This is a genomic window from Cyanobium sp. Morenito 9A2 (genome assembly GCF_024345575.1).
GTDB lineage: Bacteria > Cyanobacteriota > Cyanobacteriia > PCC-6307 > Cyanobiaceae > ATX-6F1.
On record NZ_JAGQBJ010000009.1, the window covers coordinates 39807 to 62217 of the forward strand.

Annotated in this window: 25 protein-coding genes and 1 pseudogene; 16 read left to right on the forward strand and 10 right to left on the reverse strand. The window is 67.9% G+C overall.

Annotated features, from left to right (window positions below; genetic code table 11):
• Positions 1-152: 152 nt before the first annotated feature.
• Together KBY88_RS11350 and KBY88_RS11355 are read right to left on the reverse strand one after the other, a co-directional pair.
• Positions 153-1589: a mechanosensitive ion channel domain-containing protein gene (locus KBY88_RS11350; protein WP_254940048.1), complete on the reverse strand. Its 1437-nt coding sequence runs from the start codon at positions 1587-1589 to the stop codon at positions 153-155.
• Between the two features lie 117 nt (positions 1590-1706).
• Complete coding sequence (locus tag KBY88_RS11355; RefSeq protein WP_254940049.1) at positions 1707-2045, reverse strand: winged helix-turn-helix transcriptional regulator; 339 nt, start codon at positions 2043-2045, stop codon at positions 1707-1709.
• Positions 2046-2159: 114 nt separating this feature from the next.
• Between KBY88_RS11355 and KBY88_RS11360 the strand changes: the two genes are divergently transcribed.
• From KBY88_RS11360 to KBY88_RS11390, 7 genes are all read left to right on the forward strand, one after another.
• Positions 2160-2894 carry a glucose 1-dehydrogenase gene (locus KBY88_RS11360; RefSeq protein ID WP_254940050.1) on the forward strand — a complete coding sequence of 245 codons (735 nt, stop codon included), beginning with the start codon at positions 2160-2162 and terminating at the stop codon, positions 2892-2894.
• A gap of 22 nt (positions 2895-2916) precedes the next feature.
• Entirely contained in the window at positions 2917-3357 is a 441-nt protein-coding gene (locus KBY88_RS11365) for an antibiotic biosynthesis monooxygenase family protein (RefSeq protein ID WP_254940051.1), read from the forward strand.
• 93 nt (positions 3358-3450) lie between these two features.
• Positions 3451-3969: a tryptophan-rich sensory protein gene (locus KBY88_RS11370; RefSeq protein ID WP_254940052.1), complete on the forward strand. Its 519-nt coding sequence runs from the start codon at positions 3451-3453 to the stop codon at positions 3967-3969.
• Between the two features lie 238 nt (positions 3970-4207).
• Positions 4208-4600: a VOC family protein gene (locus tag KBY88_RS11375; RefSeq protein ID WP_254940053.1), complete on the forward strand. Its 393-nt coding sequence runs from the start codon at positions 4208-4210 to the stop codon at positions 4598-4600.
• A gap of 636 nt (positions 4601-5236) precedes the next feature.
• The gene (locus KBY88_RS11380; RefSeq protein WP_254940054.1) at positions 5237-5728 is read left to right on the forward strand and encodes a hypothetical protein; all 492 of its coding nucleotides are present in this window, start codon (positions 5237-5239) and stop codon (positions 5726-5728) included.
• Positions 5729-5743: 15 nt separating this feature from the next.
• Positions 5744-5908 carry a hypothetical protein gene (locus KBY88_RS11385; protein ID WP_254940055.1) on the forward strand — a complete coding sequence of 55 codons (165 nt, stop codon included), beginning with the start codon at positions 5744-5746 and terminating at the stop codon, positions 5906-5908.
• A 7-nt stretch (positions 5909-5915) separates the two neighbouring features.
• The gene (locus tag KBY88_RS11390) at positions 5916-6350 is read left to right on the forward strand and encodes a restriction endonuclease subunit S (protein WP_254940056.1); all 435 of its coding nucleotides are present in this window, start codon (positions 5916-5918) and stop codon (positions 6348-6350) included.
• A 659-nt stretch (positions 6351-7009) separates the two neighbouring features.
• Here the strand turns inward: KBY88_RS11390 and KBY88_RS11395 are convergent.
• Positions 7010-7228, reverse strand: coding sequence for a hypothetical protein (locus tag KBY88_RS11395; protein WP_254940057.1), 219 nt, complete (start codon positions 7226-7228; stop codon positions 7010-7012).
• 58 nt (positions 7229-7286) lie between these two features.
• On the opposite strand from KBY88_RS11395, the gene KBY88_RS11400 reads away from it, so the two are divergent.
• The gene (locus KBY88_RS11400) at positions 7287-7430 is read left to right on the forward strand and encodes a hypothetical protein (RefSeq protein ID WP_254940058.1); all 144 of its coding nucleotides are present in this window, start codon (positions 7287-7289) and stop codon (positions 7428-7430) included.
• A 1144-nt stretch (positions 7431-8574) separates the two neighbouring features.
• Positions 8575-9198 carry a class I SAM-dependent methyltransferase gene (locus KBY88_RS11405; protein ID WP_254940059.1) on the forward strand — a complete coding sequence of 208 codons (624 nt, stop codon included), beginning with the start codon at positions 8575-8577 and terminating at the stop codon, positions 9196-9198.
• Here the strand turns inward: KBY88_RS11405 and KBY88_RS11410 are convergent.
• Both KBY88_RS11410 and KBY88_RS11415 read right to left on the reverse strand, forming a co-directional pair.
• Entirely contained in the window at positions 9195-10661 is a 1467-nt protein-coding gene (locus tag KBY88_RS11410; protein WP_254940060.1) for a WD40 repeat domain-containing protein, read from the reverse strand. The two genes, KBY88_RS11405 and KBY88_RS11410, sit on opposite strands and share 4 nt — an antisense overlap.
• 398 nt (positions 10662-11059) lie before the next feature.
• Positions 11060-12265 (reverse strand): type IV pilin-like G/H family protein, encoded by a 1206-nt coding sequence (locus KBY88_RS11415; protein ID WP_254940061.1) that lies wholly within the window; start codon positions 12263-12265, stop codon positions 11060-11062.
• A 171-nt stretch (positions 12266-12436) separates the two neighbouring features.
• Between KBY88_RS11415 and KBY88_RS11420 the strand changes: the two genes are divergently transcribed.
• The 5 genes and pseudogenes from KBY88_RS11420 (at position 12437) to KBY88_RS11440 (ending at position 15148) form a co-directional block, all read left to right on the forward strand.
• Complete coding sequence (locus tag KBY88_RS11420) at positions 12437-12631, forward strand: hypothetical protein (RefSeq protein ID WP_254940062.1); 195 nt, start codon at positions 12437-12439, stop codon at positions 12629-12631.
• 663 nt (positions 12632-13294) lie between these two features.
• Positions 13295-13644: pseudogene (locus tag KBY88_RS16290) on the forward strand (GGDEF domain-containing protein).
• Positions 13645-13890: 246 nt separating this feature from the next.
• Complete coding sequence (locus KBY88_RS11430) at positions 13891-14118, forward strand: hypothetical protein (protein ID WP_254940064.1); 228 nt, start codon at positions 13891-13893, stop codon at positions 14116-14118.
• Positions 14109-14528 (forward strand): FAD-dependent oxidoreductase, encoded by a 420-nt coding sequence (locus KBY88_RS11435; protein WP_254940065.1) that lies wholly within the window; start codon positions 14109-14111, stop codon positions 14526-14528. The genes KBY88_RS11430 and KBY88_RS11435 overlap by 10 nt, the downstream gene beginning before the upstream one ends.
• Entirely contained in the window at positions 14432-15148 is a 717-nt protein-coding gene (locus KBY88_RS11440; RefSeq protein WP_254940144.1) for an FAD-dependent oxidoreductase, read from the forward strand. Before KBY88_RS11435 ends, KBY88_RS11440 begins: the two co-directional genes overlap by 97 nt.
• Here KBY88_RS11440 and KBY88_RS11445 read toward each other — a convergent pair.
• From KBY88_RS11445 to KBY88_RS11455, 3 genes are read right to left on the reverse strand one after another with little or no spacing between them, the layout of a single operon-like run.
• Positions 15145-16233 carry a DUF389 domain-containing protein gene (locus KBY88_RS11445; RefSeq protein ID WP_254940066.1) on the reverse strand — a complete coding sequence of 363 codons (1089 nt, stop codon included), beginning with the start codon at positions 16231-16233 and terminating at the stop codon, positions 15145-15147. The genes KBY88_RS11440 and KBY88_RS11445 overlap by 4 nt on opposite strands.
• Positions 16234-16273: 40 nt before the next feature.
• Positions 16274-16828, reverse strand: a complete 555-nt coding sequence (locus tag KBY88_RS11450) for a hypothetical protein (RefSeq protein ID WP_254940067.1) — start codon at positions 16826-16828, stop codon at positions 16274-16276.
• A complete protein-coding gene (locus KBY88_RS11455; RefSeq protein WP_254940068.1) occupies positions 16821-17846 on the reverse strand; it encodes a methyltransferase domain-containing protein in 1026 nt (341 codons plus the stop codon). The genes KBY88_RS11450 and KBY88_RS11455 overlap by 8 nt, the downstream gene beginning before the upstream one ends.
• A 71-nt stretch (positions 17847-17917) precedes the next feature.
• Here KBY88_RS11455 and KBY88_RS11460 point away from each other — a divergent pair, with 71 nt between their 5' ends.
• Together KBY88_RS11460 and KBY88_RS11465 are read left to right on the forward strand one after the other, a co-directional pair.
• On the forward strand, positions 17918-18532 hold the full coding sequence (locus KBY88_RS11460; RefSeq protein ID WP_254940069.1) for a hypothetical protein: 615 nt from the start codon (positions 17918-17920) through the stop codon (positions 18530-18532).
• Positions 18529-21357 (forward strand): hypothetical protein, encoded by a 2829-nt coding sequence (locus KBY88_RS11465; RefSeq protein ID WP_254940070.1) that lies wholly within the window; start codon positions 18529-18531, stop codon positions 21355-21357. Before KBY88_RS11460 ends, KBY88_RS11465 begins: the two co-directional genes overlap by 4 nt.
• Here KBY88_RS11465 and KBY88_RS11470 read toward each other — a convergent pair.
• Together KBY88_RS11470 and KBY88_RS11475 are read right to left on the reverse strand one after the other, a co-directional pair.
• Positions 21352-21765: a PilZ domain-containing protein gene (locus KBY88_RS11470; RefSeq protein WP_254940071.1), complete on the reverse strand. Its 414-nt coding sequence runs from the start codon at positions 21763-21765 to the stop codon at positions 21352-21354. The genes KBY88_RS11465 and KBY88_RS11470 overlap by 6 nt on opposite strands.
• Before the next feature lie 412 nt (positions 21766-22177).
• Positions 22178-22411 (reverse strand): hypothetical protein, encoded by a 234-nt coding sequence (locus KBY88_RS11475; protein WP_254940072.1) that lies wholly within the window; start codon positions 22409-22411, stop codon positions 22178-22180.

Consider the following 22411-nt stretch of genomic DNA (forward strand, 5'->3'; position numbering starts at 1 on the left):
AACTCAGACTCGCCTGCAACATTGAGGTGTGACAGCCCGCAAGCCCATAGAGTTGAACGCTCCGTGCGGCGTTGCGGCTGCTCAGGTGGAAGCGGCAGGGATCGATGGGCGGCAGGCAGGGCGATCCCCCCCAGGCCGAAGGTCGGCCCCCATCAGGCGCTGGTGTCCGCTTCCTCCCCCTTGATCGTCGCCACCGGCGGGCGGCCCGCCAGCACCCGCCGCAGCCTCTCCCGGAACCACTGCAGGGGATGGTTCAGATCGAAGTCCCCGAGCAATCCCCGTTGGCGCAGGCTGTCCTCATAGCTGCGCAGCACGTCCCTGCGCCGGGCCACCTCAAGGGCCACAGCGTCGGCGAAGTCAGACCGGGAGGCCAGCAGGGCGTGGAAGCTCCCGCTGGGAACGACGAATAGCGTCGAGTCCTCGGCCGCCACCATCGTGGTGGGGTAAGGCACCTGGAGCAGCAGCGGCAATTCTCCGAAGAACTCACCGGCAACGAAGGTGAACAGCTTCCGGCTCACCTGCTCCGTCTCGTGGATGGCATCCACGGCACCATGGAGCACCATGTGGAAGCAGCGACCCTCCTCGCCCTGGCGGACCAGCACCGTGCCGGCTCCCACGGAGCGGCGGGCGCCGCTGCCCACCAGCTCCCGCAGGTGGCGCTGGTCCATGGTGCGAAAGCATGGATGTTCAGGCAAGGCCAGCTTCAGCGGATCCGGATGCGCGGTTGCGCTGGCGTCCCCCTGACCCCGCCGGACAGGCAGCAGCTGGACCTGCTGACGGGATCCGGCCAGTTCAATCTCCCGCTCCCGCAGCCCCTGTTCGATCGCGTAGTTGAGCGAACTGCGCAGGCTGAGGCTCGCCTGGATCGCCGAGGTCCAGGCCCAGAGCTCGAAGGCCAGCCCCTGAACCTGGAGTCCGTGGAGCAGCACCTTGGGTGGCGGATCGGCCAGCACCGATGGCTCGGCAAGTGCCGCTTCCAGCAGCACTTCGGTCACCGCCAGAGGATCGCTGCCATGGGCCACGGTCACCTCCACATCCACCCGGCCATCCGGGCTCTGGTAGCTGAGGTTCTTGACCGGCGCATTGGTGATGGCCGAGTTGGGGACCACGATCTCGGCGCCCTGGAAGGTGCGGATCACAGTGGAGCGAATCGAGATCTCGCGGATGTATCCGGTGGTGTTGCCGAACTCGATCAGGTCCCCCACGTTCAGCTTGCCTTCCATCAGCAAGGTGAGGCCGCTGCTGAGGTTGCGGGTGAGCTCCTGCAACCCAAAGCCCACCCCCACACCCAGGGCGCCGAAGAGCACGGCGAGGGCGCCGAAGTCGAGCCCCATTCCCTGGGCGACAACCACATAGCCCAGGGCGGCCAGGGCCAGGGACACGAGCGTGGCGAACGCCTCGCGCCGCCCCTCCGGCAGGGCGAACCAGCGCAGCACCCGACCCGCCAGCAGGCGCTTCAACAGCCGCGCCGCCAGGCTCACGGCCACCAGCAGCAGCAGCACCTGCAGAACCCACAGCAGGGAAAAACTCTGGGGGCCCAGGGGAAACAGCGGCACCGTGAAGAATCTCTGGAGGCGCTCGAGAGTCACCCTGGGGCTCCAAAGACAACAGACGTTCTAGCCAGTGGGAAGCCGTCGAGACCGCCGCTCGAATGAACCCGGAACCCGGCCCCTCAGCTCCCGTCCAGGATCGGTTGCGCGGCGGCCCTAACGCTCCCGGTGGGACTGGCCCCAGGCGCAGAGGGTCTGGAGCACGGGAATCAGGCTGCGGCCGTAGGCACTGAAGCCATAGCTCACCTGCGGCGGCCGGGTCGGCACCTCCTCCCGCTCCACCAAGCCATCGCGCACCAGGTCGCGCAGATGCTGGCTCAGCACCTTGTCGCTGATCTCCGGGATCCCCCGGCGCAGGTCGCCGTAGCGCTGGGGACCCTGTCCCAACAGCCAGAGGATCGGCACGGTCCACTTCCCCACCAGCACCTTGAGGGCGGCGCGCACGAAGAGGGTTCCTTCGATGGGATCCGCGCCCCTGGGCTGGATGGCGTTCATGGGAGCTGAGGCGTCCTGCTCTGGAACGCACCTGACGGTAAGTTCTTCCCCTCCAAGGCGGATCGCCATAGGTTGCCCATCGCTTTCCCTCGCTTCTCGGCGACCACCCCGACCATGACGCGACTGCAAGGCAAGGTGGCCCTGGTCAGCGGCGGATCCCGCGGCATCGGCCGGGCCATCGCCGAGCGGCTCGGCCGTGATGGCGCCGACGTGGCCCTCACCTACGCCGGCAACCGCGACAAGGCGGAAGCCGTGGCGGCCACGATCCGCGCCGGAGGGGTGCGGGCCCTGGCCCTGGCCTCCGATCTGCGAGAAGTGAGCCAGACCCGGGCCCTGTTCGCCGCCGTGCTGGAGCAGTTCGGCCGCCTCGACATCGTCGTCAACAACGCCGGGATCTCAGTGTTCAAACCCACCACCGACATCGACGAAGCGGACTACGACCGGGTCATGGACACCAATGCCCGCGGCACCTTCTTCGCCCTCCAGGAAGCGGCCCGCCACGTGGCCGACGGGGGCCGGATCATCAACCTGGCCAGCGGCGCCACCCGCCAGGCCCTGGCAGCCGCGGGGGTGTATGCCGCCAGCAAGGCGGCGGTGGAGCAGTTCGGCATGGCCCTGGCCAAAGAACTCGGACCCCGCGGCATCACGGTCAACCAGATCGGCCCCGGGGTCACCGACACCGACGGTCTGATCATGCCGGCCGAGGCCCTGAAGCATCTGATCGCCTCCACGCCCCTGGGTCGCCTCGGCCAGCCCGCCGATCTGGCGGACGTGGTGGCCTTCCTGGCCTCCGATGACGCCCGCTGGGTGAACGGCCAGACGCTCCAGGTGAATGGCGGCATCCTCTGAATCCACCCCCAGTAACCCCACCATGGGCGAGTCTCCTGCCAGCATCGACAACCGCTTCCCCGTCAACGCGATCCGCGTCGGCGATGGCATCGTGTTGATCAACGTCTTCCACCTCGACCCGGACCAGGCCGAAGCCTTCGTCGCCACGCAGGTGGGAGAGTACAAGCGTTTGCAAGGCGTGTTCCCCGGCAGCCTGAGCGCCAACCTGCACCTCAGCCTCGATCGCACCCGGGCCGTCAACTACGCCCACTTCAGCTCGGTTGACACCTACCTGGCGATGCGGGACAGCCCTGCCTTTGCCGAGCATCTGCTGCGACTCAAGGGGCTGGTGCGCCAGGCGGAGCCCCAGCTCTACAGCGTGATCTACACCCAGGCCGCCGACCAACCGATCTCAGACGAGCCCCTGCCGCCGCTGGCGGATCCAGCCCAGGTCCCGTCACTCGGCGCCGTCACCCCTCAATAGGACTGGGCTCTTGGCGAGGTCCCCCCAGGGCGACCTCCCGGCGCCATCGCTCCGCTGTGGAACGATGGTCTCACCGACCCGTTCATGCCAACGATGGGGAGACCAATCACCGGCTACAAGCTGCCGTCAGCCCAACGATCCGGCCTGCTTCTGTCCGTCCTCAGCGGTGCTCTCGCGGCTTCCCTGGTGGGTGTCCTGCTGATCAAGGTCCTGCCGGGCGGATCGGGAAGCATCGATCAGACCCTGCCCCAGACCGGTCCGCTCGGCAACCTGATCTCCACCATCGTGCCGTTGGTCTGGGTAGCTCTCTTCTCCGGTCTCGGCGCCGCCTTCTGGCTGGTCAGCGGCGGGGGCAACGATCCGCGCCGGGCGAGATGGGCCGTGCTCGGGCTCGTCGGCCTGTGCATGGTCTACCCGGTGCTCGCCAGTGGGGTGAGTCAGCTGAGCATCGCGATCGTGGGCAATGGGGTGACCATCGCTTGTGCGTTGCTGACCGCCAGGCTCTGCTGGCCCGTTTCACGGCTGGCGTCCCTGTTCCCCAGCCTTGTTGCGCTCTGGGTGGGCCTGGCCACCGCTGGCCTCGTGGCCTTGATGCTGGGCCTGCCGTACTGAAGGGCGCACAACCTCTGCGAGAGGAGACGCAGCCAGGGCCATCGCGGAACAAGGCGCGTTTGGAGACGCTTGCATGCGTCGGACCCGGCAGCCCTTGGGGCAAGGAGAGGCAGGCGGCCGTTGCAGCATCTTGATGGAGATCGCTGCACGGCGGAATCGGATTCTGAGCGCGTTCCTCCCCCGAGGACAGGATCAGCACCATGAGTAGCCTGTAAACGACAACTCGTGTCGGCTGTTGATGAAGCTCGGTTACACGATTCTGTATGTCGCCGATGTTGTCGCCTCCCTAGATTTCTACGGTCGGGCCTTTGGCCTTAACCAGCGCTTCCTCCATGAATCCGGGTCCTATGGGGAGCTGGAGACGGGGGAAACCACCCTCGCCTTTGCGCACCATGATCTGGGCGAGGCGAACGTTCCCGGAGGTCTCGTGCGCGCCGATGCATCGGCCCGGCCCCTGGGCATGGAAATCGGCCTGGTCACCGCTGACGTGCCTGCAGCCCACGGGCGGGCGCTGGCGGCAGGAGCCACGGAACTGTGCGCGCCGGTGAGCAAACCCTGGGGCCAGATCGTCTCCTATGTGCGCGCCCCCGATGGCTGCCTGATCGAACTCTGCACCCCGGTCGAGGCGTGATGGTCACGGGCAGGGAGCCACGCTCCGGCCCTGAACCCAACCAACCGACAGGACCAACGGGAACGCAGGAACCTCGCGAGCGTTCGATGCCTGTGGGACCACATCCACCCGTCAGATGGCTCAGCGGCAAGGTCAACGTCACCGTCGACAGATCATCGGACGATGGGACCCCACACGGCTCCAGGTCGTGGGGCTCGCCTCTCCTCAGCACCTGCCGCAGCCAACCCAGCGGGCTTGGAATGCCATCGCTTCGTTGGCTCCTAAGCTGCCTGGCAGGAGATCAGCAAGCTCTGCCACAGCAGGAAGACTGGCCTGGCCATGGAGCGCGGGGTGCATCCTTTGCCACCCCACCGCCCCCAGCGGCAACCCGATACCCGCCCCTGCGGCCCAACCCGGCGCCCCACGCCGAATTCGAGTCCAAGTTCCTCGCGGTGTCCGTTCCCTCTGTCACGACGTTCCCCGGCGTTGTCTCGGTCAGCGTGGGCCGCAGGGTTGGCCGGGGTGAATTGGAATCGGGCTGTCATTCCCCAGGGCATGGAACCGTATGTCAGTGAATGCTGGGTGCATCACTACGAGACGTTGGGGGGAGGGTCTTGCTGATGCCCCCGTTCCTGGCCCAAGGCGTTCACAATAACGATGAAACGAACCCTTCCCACCCTCGCCGCCTGCCTGGTGCTGGCGGCGCTACCCACCGGGATCGCGGCGGCGCGTGATCCCGTGGTGGCCCTACGCAGCGGCAGCAGCTTCGGCCATTGCGTGGGCTACTGCGACGAGGAACTGGAGCTGGTGGGAACCCGCGGGCGCTATGAGCGCCGGGCCTGGCGCGCTCCCACCGGCACAACGCTGGCACCGCAAATCCTGCGCACCAGCGTTCCCCAGCAGACCTGGCTGAAGCTCGTTCGCCTGGCGGACAACCTTCAACTCACAAAACCCCAGGTCGTGATCGGCTGCCCCGATTGCGACGATGGAGGCTCGGAATGGATCGAACTGGTCCGCCAGAGCGGGGCCAAACGGCGCATCGTGTTCGAGTATCACCGCTACCCCGCAAACGCTGAGGCATTGGGCCCGCAGCTCGCCGCCCTGCGGGAGACGCTGGCCAAAGCAAGCGCCGCCCGCGGTGATCGCTGAACGGGAGCGCAGGGCTTGAGCGCTGGCCGCCGGCCCAGCGCGGCCCACGGCTCCTGCAAGGCCACCCCCAGCTCCATCGATCAGGCCTTTCGCACCATCGACGACTGCCTGCGCAAGGAAGTGGGCTGCGGCACCGAGCCCAACGAGACCGAGCAGACCTGGGGTGGGTGGAGGCGGTGATCGGGGATTGCATCCGCTTCATCGACGATCGAAGCACAACCCCTTTAAAAACTCAAAGCGGCACTCGGCTCATGACGACTATCAACGTGCAGATGGGATACCTGCAAGCGTTGCCAGTGGAGTCCATCGCATCATCATGCAGGCTGATGCTGCCGTTGTTGGTCGCACTTTCTCAACCATCCAGTTCCACCACAGCCCGTACAACATCAATTCCGAACCAAAGGGACTCTCTCCACTGTTAAAGGCATCCAGGCGAGTCTACTCAAGACGATTGAGTTTTTTCTTTCCAAAGATGATCGATGATCAGACAATGGTCGTCGCCAAGTTCAATGCCCTCCCTGCCGAAATTCACCGCCTCGAAGCGATCGGCACGTACAAGCTGAACGGCTTGGCGGCACTGAAACAATCCCTGCTGCACCAGGCCTTCAACGGCGAGCTGTGAGAGCGGGCGGGCACGGGGCCACCCGCACCCGGCGAAGGACCCAGACGCCTGGGGCTGTTCGGGATCAGCAAACCCCGGGGGCAGCGAGGCGCCGCCCTGGCCCCATTTCGGTGTCAACGTAGACAGGCAAAGTCGGCGTCTTTCCGTCAGCCGCACCTAGCACGATTAAGCTGGCACCGAATCAACCTCATCCCATTGCCAACGGTCCCAAACGCACCGCTCCGTGCATCTGTCCTCGGCCTGGGCCACCACTTCATCGCTTCCCGTGAAGCGATGAAACGATTCGCCCCCTGGCTTCCTTGCCTGGCCTTTTCCCTGACCCTGGGCAACCCCGCCCTGGCGCAGTAAGCCAAGCAACGGGTTCCCAGCCATTGCAAGCCCGGAGAGTTTGCGCTCTTGAATGCGAACCTCTCCAAAGTGGTGCGTCCCAGAAGCGGTCCCGTCAGCTATTCCCTGGTCAAAACGGGCAAGGTGGTCTCCCTCTGCGCCGATCGCAAGCAGGAACCATTCCGATCCGTGGCCTACAGGTTTGGGGCCCCTGGCAAGATCGAACTGGAGAAAATTGCCACTACCAAACATCCCTTCAGCCTCTACAGCCGCAGCACCACACCCCACACCGGCGAAAACCTGATCTTCTTCCAATCCAATGGCTCCACCACCTACATCTCAGAGGCCACGGGCATGGGATCGGGCATCGGCTTGATCGTCGTCCAAGCCGGGAAAAGCTGCTCGACCTCTTCTCCGGCAACAGCCCTGGCACGGATTTCAATGCACAGCTCCGTGATCTCGACTTCGAGCGCGCCCGTTCGCCTGTGTTCGCCATCCGCAAACCGGCGGACAAGTTCTGAAGGCCGCAGGCCCACAAGCCCGGCAAGCACCCGGCACCGGCCACCCGAACCAGGCGGTAGCAAGATAGGGGGTCCGCTGGATCGGCCCATGAAAGAAATCAGCCTTCTGGAAGTGGTCCTCAGAGCCGGCGCCCGGGTGGCGGCGATCTCCGGCCTGGTGGCGCTCGTGATCTGGGGCACCTGGGTAATGCTCGACCTCAGGAACCTTCAACCCGGCTTCACGCTGCCCTGAGCGGCATCACCCAGTACCCCGCCATGGGCTGAGGGGAGACGCCCTGAAAGCAAGGCTGATGAGGACCGGCCCTTCCCGTGGCCGCAGGCTTGCGAAGCCGCTCCTGGAAGCGGCAGGGCTCAGCGATGAAGTGGTGATCCATGCCGAGCCCGGGCTGCTGTTGATTCGGGCCGTTGAATCACCGCGTGTGGGCTTGGCTGAGGTGGCCGCTACTCACCCCCCAAGGGCCTTCTCGATTCACCCGGCGCCACCACTTCGATGACGCAGCCTGGAGCGGGCGATTCAGGATCCTGGGCGGCGTGGCGAAGTCCACCTCGTGGCCATGAAGCCAACGTGCGGCCAAGAGACAAGAGTGACAAGGCCTTGGGTTGGGCTTCTCCCGATGCACCCCATGCCCCCATGGGCACGTTCGTCGTGGCTCCCCTCTCCCCCGGCGGGCAGCCCTGTCCCTTCCGTATCGCCTGGGTCTTCGAGAGTTGAGCAGGAGCGGCTGATCATGCGGCTGAGCCAACGTCAAGCCGAAACCATGGGCAGCGTGCTGGTGGTTGTCAGGCGATGGTGGCTCCCTGCGGGTTGGGCTGGGCAGGAGCCCGGTGAATGGAGGCATGAATCGCTCCAACATCGCGTTCCAGGGCCAGAATCCGACCCAGCAGCCGGAGGCCACTGGTAAGAGTCCCGCTGGAAACGGTCGCCATCGGGAAGCCCTTGATGGGCTGGATGCCCCGGCGGACCACTCCGCTTGTCGCAGCACCGCCCCCCTGGACTCCGGCTCCTGCGCCATCAGAACTCCATCGCCGGTGCCTTTGCCGATCGGGGCCAACCCCAGGGAATCGGCCAGCTGTTTGCGGGGCTTCAGCGCTATCACCACCAAGCCAGCACCGAGCCGGCGAGAACGTCACTCAACCCATGGATCGTTCAGCGGTCCTGGGACCTCCTGCCCGCAGGCGATTGGGGGTCGTAGCCGTTGCAGGCCCCATCCTTGGGGGCGACCTGGTCACCCCGTGAAACGATGAACGAACGACCTGGCCCAGCGCTTGACGAAGCCCCCAATCCCCCGGGCGACGCCACGATCTTGGCGTCGTGGCATCGCCATGCAGAGGCCTGGGCTGTGGCCGTCCGAGAGAACCAGATTGAAAGCCGTTCGTTGGTCACCAACAACGCGATCGTGGAGGCCGTGGCGTCTCGCGCTCCCCGGACCGTGCTCGATCTCGGCTGCGGCGAAGGGTGGTTGACGCGTCGTCTCGCCGATCAAGGTCGGGATGTCCTGGGCACGGACGCGATTCCGGCACTCATTCGCCAGGCCAAAGCAGGCGGGAAGGGGCGCTTTCAGGTTTTGTCCTACGAGGACCTGGCGAAAGGGGCGATGACGGAACGGTTTGATCTGGCAGTGGGCAACTTCTCCCTGCTGGGCCATACCTCCGTGAACGGTTTGTTCAGGGCGCTTCCCCAGCTGCTGAGGAACGGCGGCACCTTCATCGTTCAGACGATTCACCCCCTGCTGAGTTGTGGCGACCTCCCCTATGCCGACGGCTGGCGCGAAGGATCCTGGGCCGGCTTCAGCAACGCCTTCACGGACCCGGCACCCTGGTACTTCCGCACACTTGAATCATGGGTCAAGCTCTACACAGACCATGGCTTCTCCATCAAGGAGATCCGGGAGCCCCTCCATCCCCAGACCGGTAAGCCCGCCTCCGTCATCTTCATGGGACAAATCAACAGGTCATCGATCCCTGCCAACCGGCTTGGAAGCGGCGCTGATGCCTGCTAACCCACCCGCCACACCCGCACCCCCACCCGGGGGATGAAGGCCGAGAGGGTGGTGCGATCGGCGCTCAGGGCGATGGGGCCGAGCGGCAGCCGGATCCCTGGCTGAGGGGAAAGGCCCGGTGGCTGCACCTCCAGGGTCTTCAGCTTCCGGCCGCCCTGGGGATCCCAGGCCGTGAGGTCCCCGTCCGCTGCCACGAGCAGGCCGCCACGGCTCCAGTGCAACGTCTCCGCCCGGGCGGCCTGGGGGAGGGTCCTGAGCGGTTGGCCCGAGCGCCAGTTCCAGATCGCCAGCGGCGGGCCCTGGGAGCCCGCCACCGCCAGGGAGCGGCCATCGGGGGAGAAGCCCAGGGCCCGAACCACGCCCGCATCAGGATGCTCCACCGTGCTGAGCAACCGACGCCGGGGGAGATCCCACACCTCCAAGGGGTTGCCGTCGACCGCCGGCGCCACGGCGAGCAGGTGCCGATCGGGACTGAGCGCCAGCGGCAGATGGGGCTGTTGGTAGGGAGCAAAATTGGCCGGAATCGTCTGCAGGAGGCGGCCTGAGCCCAACTCCCACACCTTGAGGTCGTAGGGCTCAGGCTGGGGGGAACGGGTGTCAACGGCAGCCAGGGTCACCAGCCGATCGCCGGCCGCCGGCAGGGCCACGTAGGAGCCCTCCAGGCGCTGGTGCACCGCACCGCTGGGAAGCTGGCGCACCTGCACCTGCTCGATGGCGGCGGTGAACAGGTCGCGGCCATCGGCGCTGAAGCCCACGGAGGCCAGGCTGTCCTTCAGGGTTCTGGAGCCGCCCGAGGCCGCCAGAAAGCTTTGCAGCCGCCGACGGCCGGGGAGGTCCCAGAGATCGACGGAGGCCTCGCTGTACTGCACATCGATAATCGCCAGCTGCTGGCCGTTGGGGCTCAGGGCGAGGTCGTTGGGGATGCCCTCGTAGCCCGTCAGTTCGGCCACGACCGGAAACAGATCACCGGCCCGGGCGGGCACGGTGCGCAGCACCAGCCCAGGGGAGCTCAGGCCGACGGCGAGCACGAGGAAGCAGATCAGGTAGGTGATCAGCACGGCAGCGCCCAGGAGCTGGGTCGGCCGGAAGCGCTTCGGGGGCCGCACTCCGATCCAGGCACCGAGCCCCGCCCCCGCCAGGGCGCCCGTGGGGGCCAGCAGCGCGAACAGCACCATCGCCCAGAGGGCGCCATAGGGCCCACCAACGCGGGAGGCGGGGTTGGCCTGGATCGGCAGGGTGCCGATCAGCAGCATCCCCAGAAAGGAGCCGGCGATGGCGGGCTTGATCAGCCAGCGCCGGGGGGACGGGCTGGGCTGGCCCCGCTGGGCGCGCCGCCCGATCAGCGTCGCCAGGGCGCCCACCACGGCGCCGACAGCACTGCCGACGACGAAGCTGACCAGCGTCATCGTCAGCAGCCTGGGCAGCACGAGCTGCAGCAGGGCGCCAGCACTGAATGCGTCCATCGGCCTCCTGCAGGGGTCGACACTAGGGTGCCGGCCGCAATCAACAGCGGCACGATCTAAGCCAGCACCAGCAACCGTTACGTTCCTCCGAACGGTGAAGGGGCGATGCCGGAGCAGCACAAAAACGCGAGATTCGTGATCACCACAACCGTGCTGATTGTCCTGGCCCTGGCGTTTTCTGGGTGCATGGAGATGGTGACACCCCCATCCACCGATCCCGGGGCGTTGCTGCCGGCGGCCGGAACGATCTCCGCAGGGACCAGCCCACTCGCCGCAGTCTTGATCGTGCCCGCTCTGGGGGCAGGCAATTTCGCTGATGCCCCGGGGTCGGCTTCGGGGTTTCCCTGGGGCGCGGCCTCGGGCCAGCCAAGCTGCGGGGGAGCCCACCCCCGGACCGCTCACTCATTCAGCACCGATGCCGGAACCTCGGTGGAGTTGTCGCCGCACCGCAGCACCCGGCCCTTGGGGTTGTCCACCAGGGTGCCCAGCACCAACTGGGGATCGGCGGGACGAAACTGGCCGGGTTGGTTGTGGCGGCAGATGATCGTGATCAGCTTCGGGGTCTGGTTGGGGGTCAGAAACGTCCCGCCCACGTACGCGTGGCGCTGGGCCACCGTCGGGCCCTGGGCGGGGATCACATAGCTGTAGGCCGCCTCGGTGGTGGTGCGCACGGCGCTGTCGAAACGGGCCGGCAGGGTGAAGCCGAAGTCCTGCTGGATGGTGGCCACCGCGGCCCGGAAACGCCCGTTGGACTGGAAGTAGGTGCGCTGGCCCTCGGTCATGCGCGCCACGGCCGTCAGCGCCGCCTTCTGATCCGGGCTCGCCTGCTCGGGGATGGGCGGCGGCGTGGTCTGCGCCAGGGCACCGGCCGAGCCCGACAACGCCCCCAGGCCCAGGAGCAACCCCAGCAGCAGCCCGCGCGGAACAGGCACCCGGGCGACAACGACGGCGATCGGTCGACGGCGGGGGAAACGTTGGAACGGCATGGGAAGCAGCAGGTATGGGAAAGCAACGGCGGCTCCGCCAGGGCGGGCCAGGCCCAACGGACCAAGGGCACGATCCCGTAAGCGGCGACCGCTGACCAGGGGGCGGGGATGGGCGCCCACGCCGGCGGCTTCGACCACGCCGGTCTCAGTCCTGCAGGGCTTCGTAGAAGAAGGCGGCCGAGTGCCGCTCCCCTGGCCCAGGGCGATCTGGATGTTGAGGTGGGTCAGGGCCTCCAGGTAGCGCGCGCAGCACAGGGGGCCCACCAGCAGCGGCGCGAAACCCGCCACCGCCGCCAATTGGGCCACGATGGCACTGGCGGTGGCATCATCACCGGCCACGAAGACCGTGATCGGCCGGCCCCCCGGGCCGTGCAGCGGTCCCTCCATGGCATCGGCGAACATCGTGTTGAAGGCCTTCAGCAGCGCCGCGATCGACTCGGCGCCGGAGTTGTCGGCCCCCAGGCTCAGCGGCGACCAATCGCTCTGCAGGGGGTTGGTGGCATCGATCACGATCCGGCCCGCCAGCACCACCGCCTCCGCCCCGGCGACCGCCGCCTCGAGGCTCGCCGTGGGCTGGGCCAGCCGGCGGCTGGAGCCCCCCGACGCTGCCCCCTCCAAGAATCGCGATCGTCATGGTGGTGGCCCAGGCGGCGGTGGGCTGTGATCGTGGCGGGGGGCCCGTCGCCCTGGCAACCACGTACCCGCCGGTAAGTCGATGCGTTCGCCCCAGCCCAACGCCTTCCTGGCGGCCTGCCCCTCCCAGGCCCTGCTGGCCCGCATCGGCCGCGAATGGACGTTGCTGCTGCTGGTGCGCCTGGCCCAGGAACCGGTGCGTTTCGGGCGGCTGCGGCGCGACCTGCTCGCCGTGGCGGTGCCCTCAAGGCCTGGGCCGAGGCCGATTGCCTGCTGGTGGAGCCGTTGCGCGCGCCAGCGGCCTGCGCCGGTGGGGAAGAGGATCTGTCCGGCGACGGGGTGCCGGGCTAAGGCCCCGGGGGGCGGGGCAGGGGAACCAGCGGGAGCGTTTCAGTTCCTTCGGCACCGGCCGGCGGTGGCCTGCCAGGGGCGGTGGCCGTGGAGCCGATCGCAGCAGGGGCGCGCGCCGATCCAACGCGTGCAGCATGGGGACTTCGTTGGGACGAGATCACGGGCAGCAGGATGCTGTTCGCTGCCTTCAAGGTCAATCGGCTGGAGGGAATGGGAGCAGGCCAGCGAGTTGCCAACCCGCAGCAATCAACAATCGGCACCTACCGCGAAGGGAGTTTCTACGGCCCAACCTGTTCGCCTCAAATGGCCATCTGCTCGTAGGGAGCCAGCCTTCCAAGACACCAACGATCTTGGGGCGGGCAATCATTGATGAGAGAGCTTGTTCGAAAACCTGGCACGACCTACACAGTCGTGATCGCTACCGTCTTTTCCGTGGCCAGCTCCGTCGTGGTCCCGTCTTTGATTTGCACATGAATTGGCTGCGAAGATCTCCTGAGCGCCATTGGCATCGCCGTTGCCGTTCTCTCACTGGAGGTGCCAGTCGCCCCATGGCCCCTCGCAGGGCTCGTCGCACCAATCGACGGTCCTGAAAAAGAAATGCGGAACCTGGCCACCTATGACGGCCTTACGGGTGTGCTCAGGCGGCATGCTTTTGTCGATCGCATGGAAAGCTTCATGCATCTATCCAGACGCGAGGGGTTTTCCTTTTCTGTCATCGCCCTGGACATCGACATGTTCAAAAAGTCAATGAACGCCATGGCCATGCGGCGGGCGACGAAGTCTTGAAGCACTTTGTGACAACTGCTCAATCAATCCTGAGAAAAGGCGATTGCATGGGTCGCATCGACGGAGAAGAGTTTGAGATCATGCTTCTCAACACGTCCAAAGAGAGTGCCGATTCCTTTGCAACGCGACTGCATCAATCGATCACACAGTCTGCCGTTGCCTATGGGCACGCTTCCATCCGCTATTCAGCGAGCATGGGCTTGGTCTGTCTTTCCCCCAGGGCATGATGTCAAGCTTGGGGATCTTTTCAAACGCGCCGATCAGGCCCTGGATCGAGCCAAAGGTGAAGGTCACAATTGCACTGTTTCCCTGGCCGTTGACATGGAGTCCTGAACCAGTTCTCCGTCGATCAAGACACCCCGCAGGCGGCCCAGCTGCTGGGTTCGCCGGGGGAGGCCCGCGGCGGCCGATCGCGCCGCACCCCTGCCACCCCTGGTCCATCGGCCAGAGCGAGTCCCCTGCGCGACATGGCCATGGCCCACCAACGCATCGTTGTGCTGGGCGCGGGCTTTGCAGGGCTCTGCAGCACCCTGGGGGCCTACCGCCAGCTCGACGCCCTCGGCATCGGGCCCGACCAGGTGCAGGTGTCGCTGGTGAACCGCGCCCGCTTCCACGCCATCCGCGTGCGCGACTACGAAAGCGACCTGGGTCCCCTGCGGGTACCCCTCGATGATCTGCTCACCCCGAGGGGGTGGAGCTGATTGAGGCGGAGGTGATCGGCATCGAAACAGCGGGCCGGCGCATGCAACTGCAGGGCACCGCCGGACCCAGCGAGCTTGGCTACGACCGGCTGGTGCTCGCCCTGGGCAGCGTGCTCGCCCGCCCCGACCTGAGGGGCCTGGAGACCCACGGCTTCGATGTGGACACCTACGCCGGCGCCGTTCGGCTGGATCAGCACCTGCGTTACCCGGTGCTCCAACCCGCCAGCCCTGGCCAGTTCACGGTGGTGGGGGGGGGGCCGGCCTCACCGGCCTGGAGCTGGCCTGTGAACTGCCGGGGCGGCTGCGGGATCTGCTGGCGCAGGCGGGGCGCAGCGAGCCCGTGCGGGTGGTCCTGGCGGATCACCAGCCCCGGGTGGGGTCAGGCCTGGGCGTCCATGCCCTGCCGGTGATCGAGGCGGCCCTGGCCGAACTGGGAGTGGAGAGCCGAGGCGGCCTGGAGGCCGTGGCCGTCACCCCGGAAGGCCTGGAGCTCAGGGGCGGCGAGACGATTCCGGCGGCCACCGTGGTCTGGTGCGCCGGCCTGCGCGCCCATCCGCTCACGGCCGCCTTCGGGGTGGACCTGGACAGGCTCGGGCGCCTGCCGGTGGAGAACACCCTGCGGGTGATCGGGGTGCCGGAGGTGTTCGACGCCGGCGATGTGGCCCGCGCTCCGATCGATCCGGGGCACGACTCGGTGATGTCCTGCCAGCACGGGCGGCCCATGGGCCGCTTCGCCGGCCACAACGTCGTCGCAGACCTGCTCGGCCAGCCCCTCTTGCCCCTCCACATCCCCACCTACGTCACCGTGGTCGACCTGGGCCCCTGCGGCACCCTCTACACCGAAGGCTGGGACCGCCAGGTGGTGGCCACCGGCGCCACCGCCAAGGCCACGAAACGTCTGATCAATGGGGTGCGCATCTATCCACCCGCCGGCGGCGATCGGTCCGCCCTGCTGGCCGCCGCCGCCCCCGAGCGGCAGACGGCACAGGCCGTGGCACCCACTCCGACGGCCATGACCGAGCCGGGCTAGCCGTTGTTCTGTGGAACGGCACCCGGCAGCGGCAGACCCAGCACAGGGGCTCCCTCCTCAGGGGCTGGATTGGGTGGGGTTTCCGGTCCAATCAGATCCACCGCGGTGCGCTGCACCAGCAGCCGGAAGCGCATCGGGGCCTGTTGCTGATTGATGAACTCCTGCACCGCCGCCACCTGCTTGGGGGTGGGCAGGTCGGGGTCGGTGACGCGGACCCTGGCGTCGATCTGGGGTGGATTCTTCTGCCAGTCGATGCTGATCCCCACCAGATCGATGGCCGGGTCACTACCGAGGGTGATCGTGCTGCTCCGCAGCCGCTGCTCGATCAGGGCCTCCACCCGCTGCACCGCCGCCTGCTGGCGGTAACTGCTCACCAGACGGAAAAAGCTGCTGCCCAGGGGAATCACGAGCAGGGCGGTGAGTCCCACGCTGATCAGGCCGAGCTTGCTGTGGAACAGTCTGGAGCGGTACACCCGCTCGAGGGTGGCGAGGGCCGCCATCGCGCCCACCATGATCCCGAGCAGGTTGGTGGCGAACAGCAACAGCGCTCCGTAGGCCTCGGTCGTCAGGCCGGCCGACAGCAGCAGCCCCACCACGCACATCGGTGGCACCAGCGCCACGGCAATCGCCAGGCCGGCCAGAGCGGAGATCGCCTCCTTGCGCAACTTGGCGTACATCGCCACCGCTCCGGCCGCCAGGGCCACCCCCAGATCCAGCAGGTTCGGGCTCGTCCGGTTCATCACCTCCGTTCCGAAGCTGGGGAACGCCACCAGGGCACCCAACCCCATGGAGAGCACCACACAGATCAACACCCCGAGCATCAGGGTGCGGAACGCCCGCAGCAGCATCCCCACCCGTCCGCGCAGGATCTCGAAGGCCATCGCCTGCAGGGGCATGATCCAGGGGGCCACCACCATCGCGCCGATCACCACGCCCGGGCTGTTGGCCAGCAAGCCGAGGGTGGCGATCAAGCTGGCGCCCACCGTTAGCACGACGAACACCTGGCTGAAACTGGCCTCCCGCTCGAACTCCTCCTTCAGGGCAACGAGTCGGCCGTCCTCTGCGGCGGTCCCAATCCCAGCCATGGCAAGCACGGGCAAAGGAGCAAGTATCGGCTGGGGCCGCCTACGCCGCCCCCAGCTTGAAGCGGCCCTCCAGTCGCCAGGGCCAGCCGTGGCGCCAACCGCCGGGCCCCGGCCGCACCAGGGCCAGGGCCTCGAAGCGGATCAACCGGGGCAGCTCCGGCACCAGTTCCCCGGCCATAGCCTCCCGATCGATCGCACCGCCGGGTTGCCCTTGCTCCGGCTCGGCGTAGAGCAGGCTCAGGTGGGGCCCCACCGGCGGCCCGTCGCTGCCCGGGAAAGCCGCCTCGGCCTGCTCCAGCAGCTCGGCGGTACAAAGATTCGGCAGCGGCAGATAGAAAAACGTGAAAAAGTCGTCGCGCCAGGCGGGGGCTGCCAGCTCCAACTCCAGGGGCGCCAGGCGTTGGGCGAGCACGGCGGTGGCCTCCAGCAGAGACTTCAAAGCCCCCGACCGATCGCCAGCGCAAAGGGTCACGTGGGGAGCGAAGGTGGGAGCTGCGTAACGCTCGGCCAGGCGCTCGATCAACGCCTGCAGAACTTGGGCCTGCTCTGGCGCCGCCAACAGCCAGAGGGCATAGGGGCCGGCCGCTTCAGCCACAACAGGCTGGCGCGGGAGCAGGATCCGCTTCAGCCGCCGCCGCCACGAACGGGCCCCGGTGGCGGGAGCGATCGCCCCGCAGCTCAAAATGGGGGGCCAGTCGGCTCTCGCTGAGCATCCGCGCCGTGTTGCCATCCACCCGTCGGCTCTCCCCGCGCCTGAACTGGACGTCCCGATCGAACGCCAACGTCTCCGGCTGCTCGACGATGGTGCCCAGGTACATCGCCGTCTGGCCGTAATCCTCTCGGGTTTCCTCCAGGTCGTCGAAGGCGAACAGCCGATAGGTGGCCGAGCGGAAGTGCAGCGCCCCCAGCTTCGCCGTCAGTTCCGGATCGCTGACGGCCAGGGGCCGCTCCTCCACCATCCGCGGATCGGCGAAGCCCGCCTGCCGCGCCAGCCGCAGGAAATCGGGGCCATAGAGCGCCCCGCCCAGGCATTCGCCGTAGAGCACCGGATCGCCCTGCAGCTCGATCGGCACCCGCCGGTCGGCGTAGACATCGGCGAAGTACAGCTCACCCCCGGGTTTCAGCAACCGCCGCACCCCCCGCAGCACGGCCAGCTTGTCGGTGCTGAGGTTGACCACGCAGTTGGAGACCACCACATCGAAGCTGGCGGGCTCCAGGGGCAAGGCCCCCAGCTGCTCGATCAGACCCGAAAGGAAGCGCACGTTGGCGTAGCCGAAGGCCTCGGCCTGGAAGGCGCGGTGGGCTTCGGCCACCGCCAGTTGCTCGGGGGTCATGTCGACGCCGATCACTTCGCCGCTGGCCCCCACCAGCTGGGCGAGCAGGTACACATCCCGACCGCTGCCGCAGCCCAGATCCAGCAGCCGCATGCCTTCCAGCAAGGGCGGTGCCACCAGGCCACAGCCGTAGTAGCGCTCGATCACCTCGGGGTGGATCCGCGCCAGCAGCGGCTTCAAGTGCTCGGGCAGAGCGCTGGCATCGCAGCAGGCGTCGGTGCGCAGATCATCCGTGCCCGCCAGGGTGCGTCCGTAGTACTCCTGAACGGCGCTGTGCACGGGACGCGGGGCAAAGGGAACAGCCAGTCTGGCGTCGGGGGCCTAGAACGACGTCCACCTCGGTGCCAGCTGTGGCGAGCTTCAGCGCGCTGATCCCCGGGGCCCTGGCCCTGGATCCGGCCAGCTTCCACGCCCTGCGGGAGCTGCCGGGACTGGGGCTGCCGCTGGTGCTGGCGGCGGGACTGAGCCGGGAGATCGCCCAGGGATTCATCCTGTTCATCAACCGGGTCACGCCCCTGCGTTTCCTGCTCACGCTGCTGGTGCAGACGCTGCTGTTCGCCTTCGGGTTCCTGGTCTGGGCCTTGAGCACGGCGTTGGTGGCGCAGCTGGTGTTCCGCAACCCCGTGCCCTTGGCCCTGGTGGTGCGCGCCCTCGCCCTGGCCTACGCCCCCCAGCTGCTCAGTTTCCTGGGGGTGCTCCCCTACCTGGGGGTGCCGCTGCTGTCACTGCTCTCGCTCTGGACCGCGATCGCCTTCGTGGTCGGTCTGCACACGGTCACCGGTCTGGGGTCCTGGAGCGCCTTCGCCTGTCTGATCGGCGGCTGGCTGCTGAGCCAGCTGCTGGAGCGCACCGCCGGCCAGCCCGTGATCGCCCTGGGCCAGCAACTGCTGGATCGGGCCGCCGGTGTGGCGGTGGTCAGCGACCAGCCGCAATTGCAGGCCCTGCTGCGCTCGGGGCGGCGATGAAGCTGCCCCCCTTCTCCCGCCGCTGGTGGCTGCTGGTCGCCCTGGCCCTGGTGCTGCTGCCGGGCGCCGGCCTGGCCCTGGCACCGCTCTATGCGCTGCTGCATCGCACGTTCGGCGTCGCGATCGAGCTGGTCACGATCGGGGCGCTGCTGTTCCTGATCGCCGCCTTGCTCGCTCCGCTCGAAGCCCTGGGCTGGTGGGCGGGCTGGTATGGCGGCGGTGTCGAGGGCCACCCGGCGACGGGGGTGCTGGCCACACCGCGGCGCGGCGAGCAACCCCTGGCGCGCATGGTCGTCTACCTCGATGGCATCGGCCAGGCCTCCGCCGAGGCCCTGCCCGAAGGCGAAGACTTCCTGCGCCGCCTCGCCCAGCGGTTGCCGGATGACACGCCGATCGTGCGCGGAATCATGCCCTACTCGGTGGTCAACGTGCCGCTGACCGAAATGGGCTGGCTGGCGGTGTTCTGGCGCTGGGTGGATCGCCTGCGCCTCAAGAACCCCCGCAGCCTGCTGGGGCTGATCATCAACCTGCGCAACGTCACCGTGGTGGCGGTCTCCGCCGACGAGCGCTACGGGCCGATCTACAACCAGGGCATCGCCCAGGTGATCGTCGACAGCCTGGTGGCCAACGGCTACCCGCTCGGCACGGGCCTGCCGATCACCCTGCTGGGCTTCAGCGGTGGCGGCCAGATTTCCCTGGGGGCCCTGCCCTACCTGCGCCGCGCCCTGGAGGCCCCGATCGAGGTGATCTCCCTGGGGGGGGTGTTCGCCGGCGGCAACCCCTTTCTCCAGGTCCAGCACCTCTACCACCTGGTAGGGGATCGCGATCGCGTCGAGCGCTTCGGGCGGATCATCTTCCCCCGGCGCTGGCCCCTGGTGGCGCTCTCCTACTGGAACCGGGCCCGGCGGCGGGGCAAGGTGAGCCTGATCCCCCTGGGTCCCGTGGGCCATGAGCTCCCCGGCGGCCTCCTCGATGGGGAGGCGCGGCTCCCCGATGGCCGCAGCCCTCTTCAGCAGACCTTGGATCTGGTGGCCGCGATCCTCAGCGAGAGGCAGGTGGTGCCGCCCCTGGCGCTCCCGGAGGGCAGCAGCTACGGCCTGGCCCGGGCCAACCGCTGGCACCAACTTGATCGGGCCCGCGACACTGGGCAGCTGGAGCCCACCCCCGGCCCCTTCCGGCCCCTGGAGCCCTGGCTCGGCCGCCTGATCCTGCCGGCCCCTGGACAGCGTGACGGTGGCGTGGATTTCGAGGTGTTCCAGGCGCCCGCCGAGGCGGCCGAGCTGGTGGGCCGCACCCTGCGCCTGCACTGGGACGACCCCCGCCTGGCCGCCATCGTGTTCGATGTGCACTTCAGCGAGGAGGCGCGCCACAGCCTCCGCCAGGGTGGGGTGCACCCGGTGCGCCTGGAGGGCTGGCGCCAGGTGACGCCGCTGGAATCCCTCGCCGGGGCCCGTCCCTATGACGACCAGTTCGTGGCCCTGCCGGAGCCGGTGCGGATCGAGACGACCAGCGGGGCATCAGAGCTGCACATCGTCGCCGAGCCGCGCCAGACCAGCGGGATGGCCCTGGCCCTGGTGCAGTTCCAGAAACCCCAGGGCGACGACCTCTGGCAAGCCGTGGCCTTCGACCCCCTGCGGCGCAGCTTCAGTGGCGCCGCCCTGCAGCTACGTTTGCCGGAGCCCATCGCCAACAGCGAAGGCCTGCCGCCCTCCACCAGCACCGACCTGAACCAACTGCCGCCGAATCGCGAGGGCTGGTACGTCGCCGGGGTGAGCGATGGCGGGGGCCGGCTGGTGGTGCAGTCGATGGCGCCGCGGGCGCTGATGCGCCTGGCGCCGGAGCGGGTGATCAGCGGCCGGCGCGCCGCCTGGCGCTACCTCAAGCGTGAGGCCTGGGCCGACACCACGGCCGGCAGCCTCAGCTCGGTGCTGGTCAGCGGCCGCCCGGCGAATCCCCAGGCCCCGCTCGCCGATTGGCGGATCGGCGATCGCCTGCTGGTGCTGCACGTCTACGGCGGCATCGGCGGCCAGCGGCGGGAGGCGGCCGCGGCCTCGGGCCTGATCTTCGGCCACTTCGCCTACGGCACCGCCGAGGTGGTGCTCGAACCGCTCGCCGCAGAGCCGTCCCTGGCGATCGACTACCACCAGGTGTATGCCCACAACGGCGATGGCGTGATCGCCGGCGCCCACAGCTGGTGGCGCTACATGGGCGATCGACAGGCGGGCTGGCTCGGCACCCGCCCCGTGGCCGACATCCTGATCCGCTTCCCGCCTTTCACCGCCCCCTACCAGGTGGGGGACGAGCTGCGCTCCCCCCTGGCCCTGTTCGAGTGCCAGTTGGCGGCGATGACCGCCCGCTACCGGGTGGGGGATGGCACCGGCGCCACCTTCGTCGGTCCCGCCAACAACTGCGCCCAGGACTCCAACCAGGCCCTGTTCGGCGCCATCCGGCTGCTGCTGGAGCAGATCCAGGCCGTGGATCCCTCCCTGCGCCGGGAGTGGGAGCGCGAGAACCCCGAGCCGGCCCAGCGGCTGGCGCAGTTGCTGCGGCTGGAGCGCGCCCTGAGGCGGGAGCTGCATCCCCTGGGGCGCACCCGCGCCGACTGGCGCCAGAACGCCTACCTGCTGGGGAGCAGCCTGGAGGATCGGCCCCTGGCCAACCTGGCCCGGGGATTGAGCAGCTGGCGGACGATGCTGCCGCGGCTCGCCTCCGACACCGTGATCAAGGTGTTCCTCGAGCATGGGGCCTCGGCCCTGGTGCTGCGCACCAACCAGGTGGGGGGCCGGCGGCCGGAGATCGAGCCCCTGGCACCCCTGACCCTATGAAAACCGTGGCACCTTGGCCGAGCGGTAGAGCTCCAGCCGCTCGGTCCAAGAGCCTTTCATGTACTCGTCGAGGAAGGTGCCGGGGGCCAGCAGACCCTCGCTGAACACCATCCCCAGCAAGGTGGTGAGGGGCGAGGGTGTCGACGACCAGCAGACCTGCACCGGCAGGGAGAGCTCCTGGAGGTTGTCCGCCAGCCTCACCGAGAGCACCCCAAGGGTGTCCTCCGCCACCACCGCCGTCTTGGAGAGGTAAAGGCAGGCGCCTGCGGCGCTGATATCCCAGAGGCGCCCGGTGAGCACCTCTCCAGCGGGGCCGCGGAACTCCGCCACCACCGGCGCCAGGGTGGTGGGCAAGGGGTAGCGGGTGTGCCTGCGCTCCGGAAACCCATTCGCCCCTGAAACGCCCATCCCGTCCGCCCCCTGCAGGGGAGTTGAAGTTCAGAGCAGGAGGTTAGGGCGTTCAGCACAAGCGATCGGCATCATCAACAACGGCCAGCTCCCAGCGCGGCAAAAGCTCGGATCCCAAAGCCTCTCGTTGAATGAAAAAGTGCCCGGTGGATGAGCGTCCGATGACTGAAACCACTCCACGCCCAGGGGGTTTGCCATTCAAGGCCACGCGGCGAGTGCCTTGGCCCTGGCGGCGTTGCTGACCGGCTGTGGCGGCCCAGCGCCCATCACCTTTCTCTGCCAGGACACCCAGAACCCCGTGGGCACCCCAGGCCCCCCAGCTCCATGGTGATGTCACCCTGCAGGTCCGCGATGAAGCCCGACTGATCCAACCCGACCAATCGGTGCTGAGCGCCAAGGCCAAGGACGGCCGCTACGTGTTCATGGGAGAGAGTGCACCGCCGGCAACCCCCAGGACCATGACGGCGATGACGCCCCCGGCGCCAGGCAGGCGGAGCCCCGCTTTATGGGTTTCAAGGTCCACTTCGACGGCAGTTTTGACCACAGCCACCGCATGACGATCGACCAGAAGAGCTTGAGCTTCAGGTAGAAGGCCCAGGCGGCCCTGGACTGCGAAGGCGCCCTGCATGGCGAAGGCCAGTGTCAA

Coding starts and splice junctions, on each gene's coding strand:
- KBY88_RS11375 (WP_254940053.1), top strand. CDS start 4,208: ATGAAGCTCGGTTACACGATTCTGTATGTCGCCGATGTTGTCGCCTCC.
- KBY88_RS11430 (WP_254940064.1), top strand. CDS start 13,891: ATGGCCCACCAACGCATCGTTGTGCTGGGCGCGGGCTTTGCAGGGCTC.
- KBY88_RS11445 (WP_254940066.1), bottom strand. CDS start 16,233: ATGGCTGGGATTGGGACCGCCGCAGAGGACGGCCGACTCGTTGCCCTG.
- KBY88_RS11360 (WP_254940050.1), top strand. CDS start 2,160: ATGACGCGACTGCAAGGCAAGGTGGCCCTGGTCAGCGGCGGATCCCGC.
- KBY88_RS11470 (WP_254940071.1), bottom strand. CDS start 21,765: ATGGGCGTTTCAGGGGCGAATGGGTTTCCGGAGCGCAGGCACACCCGC.
- KBY88_RS11420 (WP_254940062.1), top strand. CDS start 12,437: ATGGACGTTGCTGCTGCTGGTGCGCCTGGCCCAGGAACCGGTGCGTTT.
- KBY88_RS11370 (WP_254940052.1), top strand. CDS start 3,451: ATGGGGAGACCAATCACCGGCTACAAGCTGCCGTCAGCCCAACGATCC.
- KBY88_RS11410 (WP_254940060.1), bottom strand. CDS start 10,661: ATGGACGCATTCAGTGCTGGCGCCCTGCTGCAGCTCGTGCTGCCCAGG.
- KBY88_RS11400 (WP_254940058.1), top strand. CDS start 7,287: ATGAAAGAAATCAGCCTTCTGGAAGTGGTCCTCAGAGCCGGCGCCCGG.
- KBY88_RS11465 (WP_254940070.1), top strand. CDS start 18,529: ATGAAGCTGCCCCCCTTCTCCCGCCGCTGGTGGCTGCTGGTCGCCCTG.
- KBY88_RS11365 (WP_254940051.1), top strand. CDS start 2,917: ATGGGCGAGTCTCCTGCCAGCATCGACAACCGCTTCCCCGTCAACGCG.
- KBY88_RS11355 (WP_254940049.1), bottom strand. CDS start 2,045: ATGAACGCCATCCAGCCCAGGGGCGCGGATCCCATCGAAGGAACCCTC.
- KBY88_RS11380 (WP_254940054.1), top strand. CDS start 5,237: ATGAAACGAACCCTTCCCACCCTCGCCGCCTGCCTGGTGCTGGCGGCG.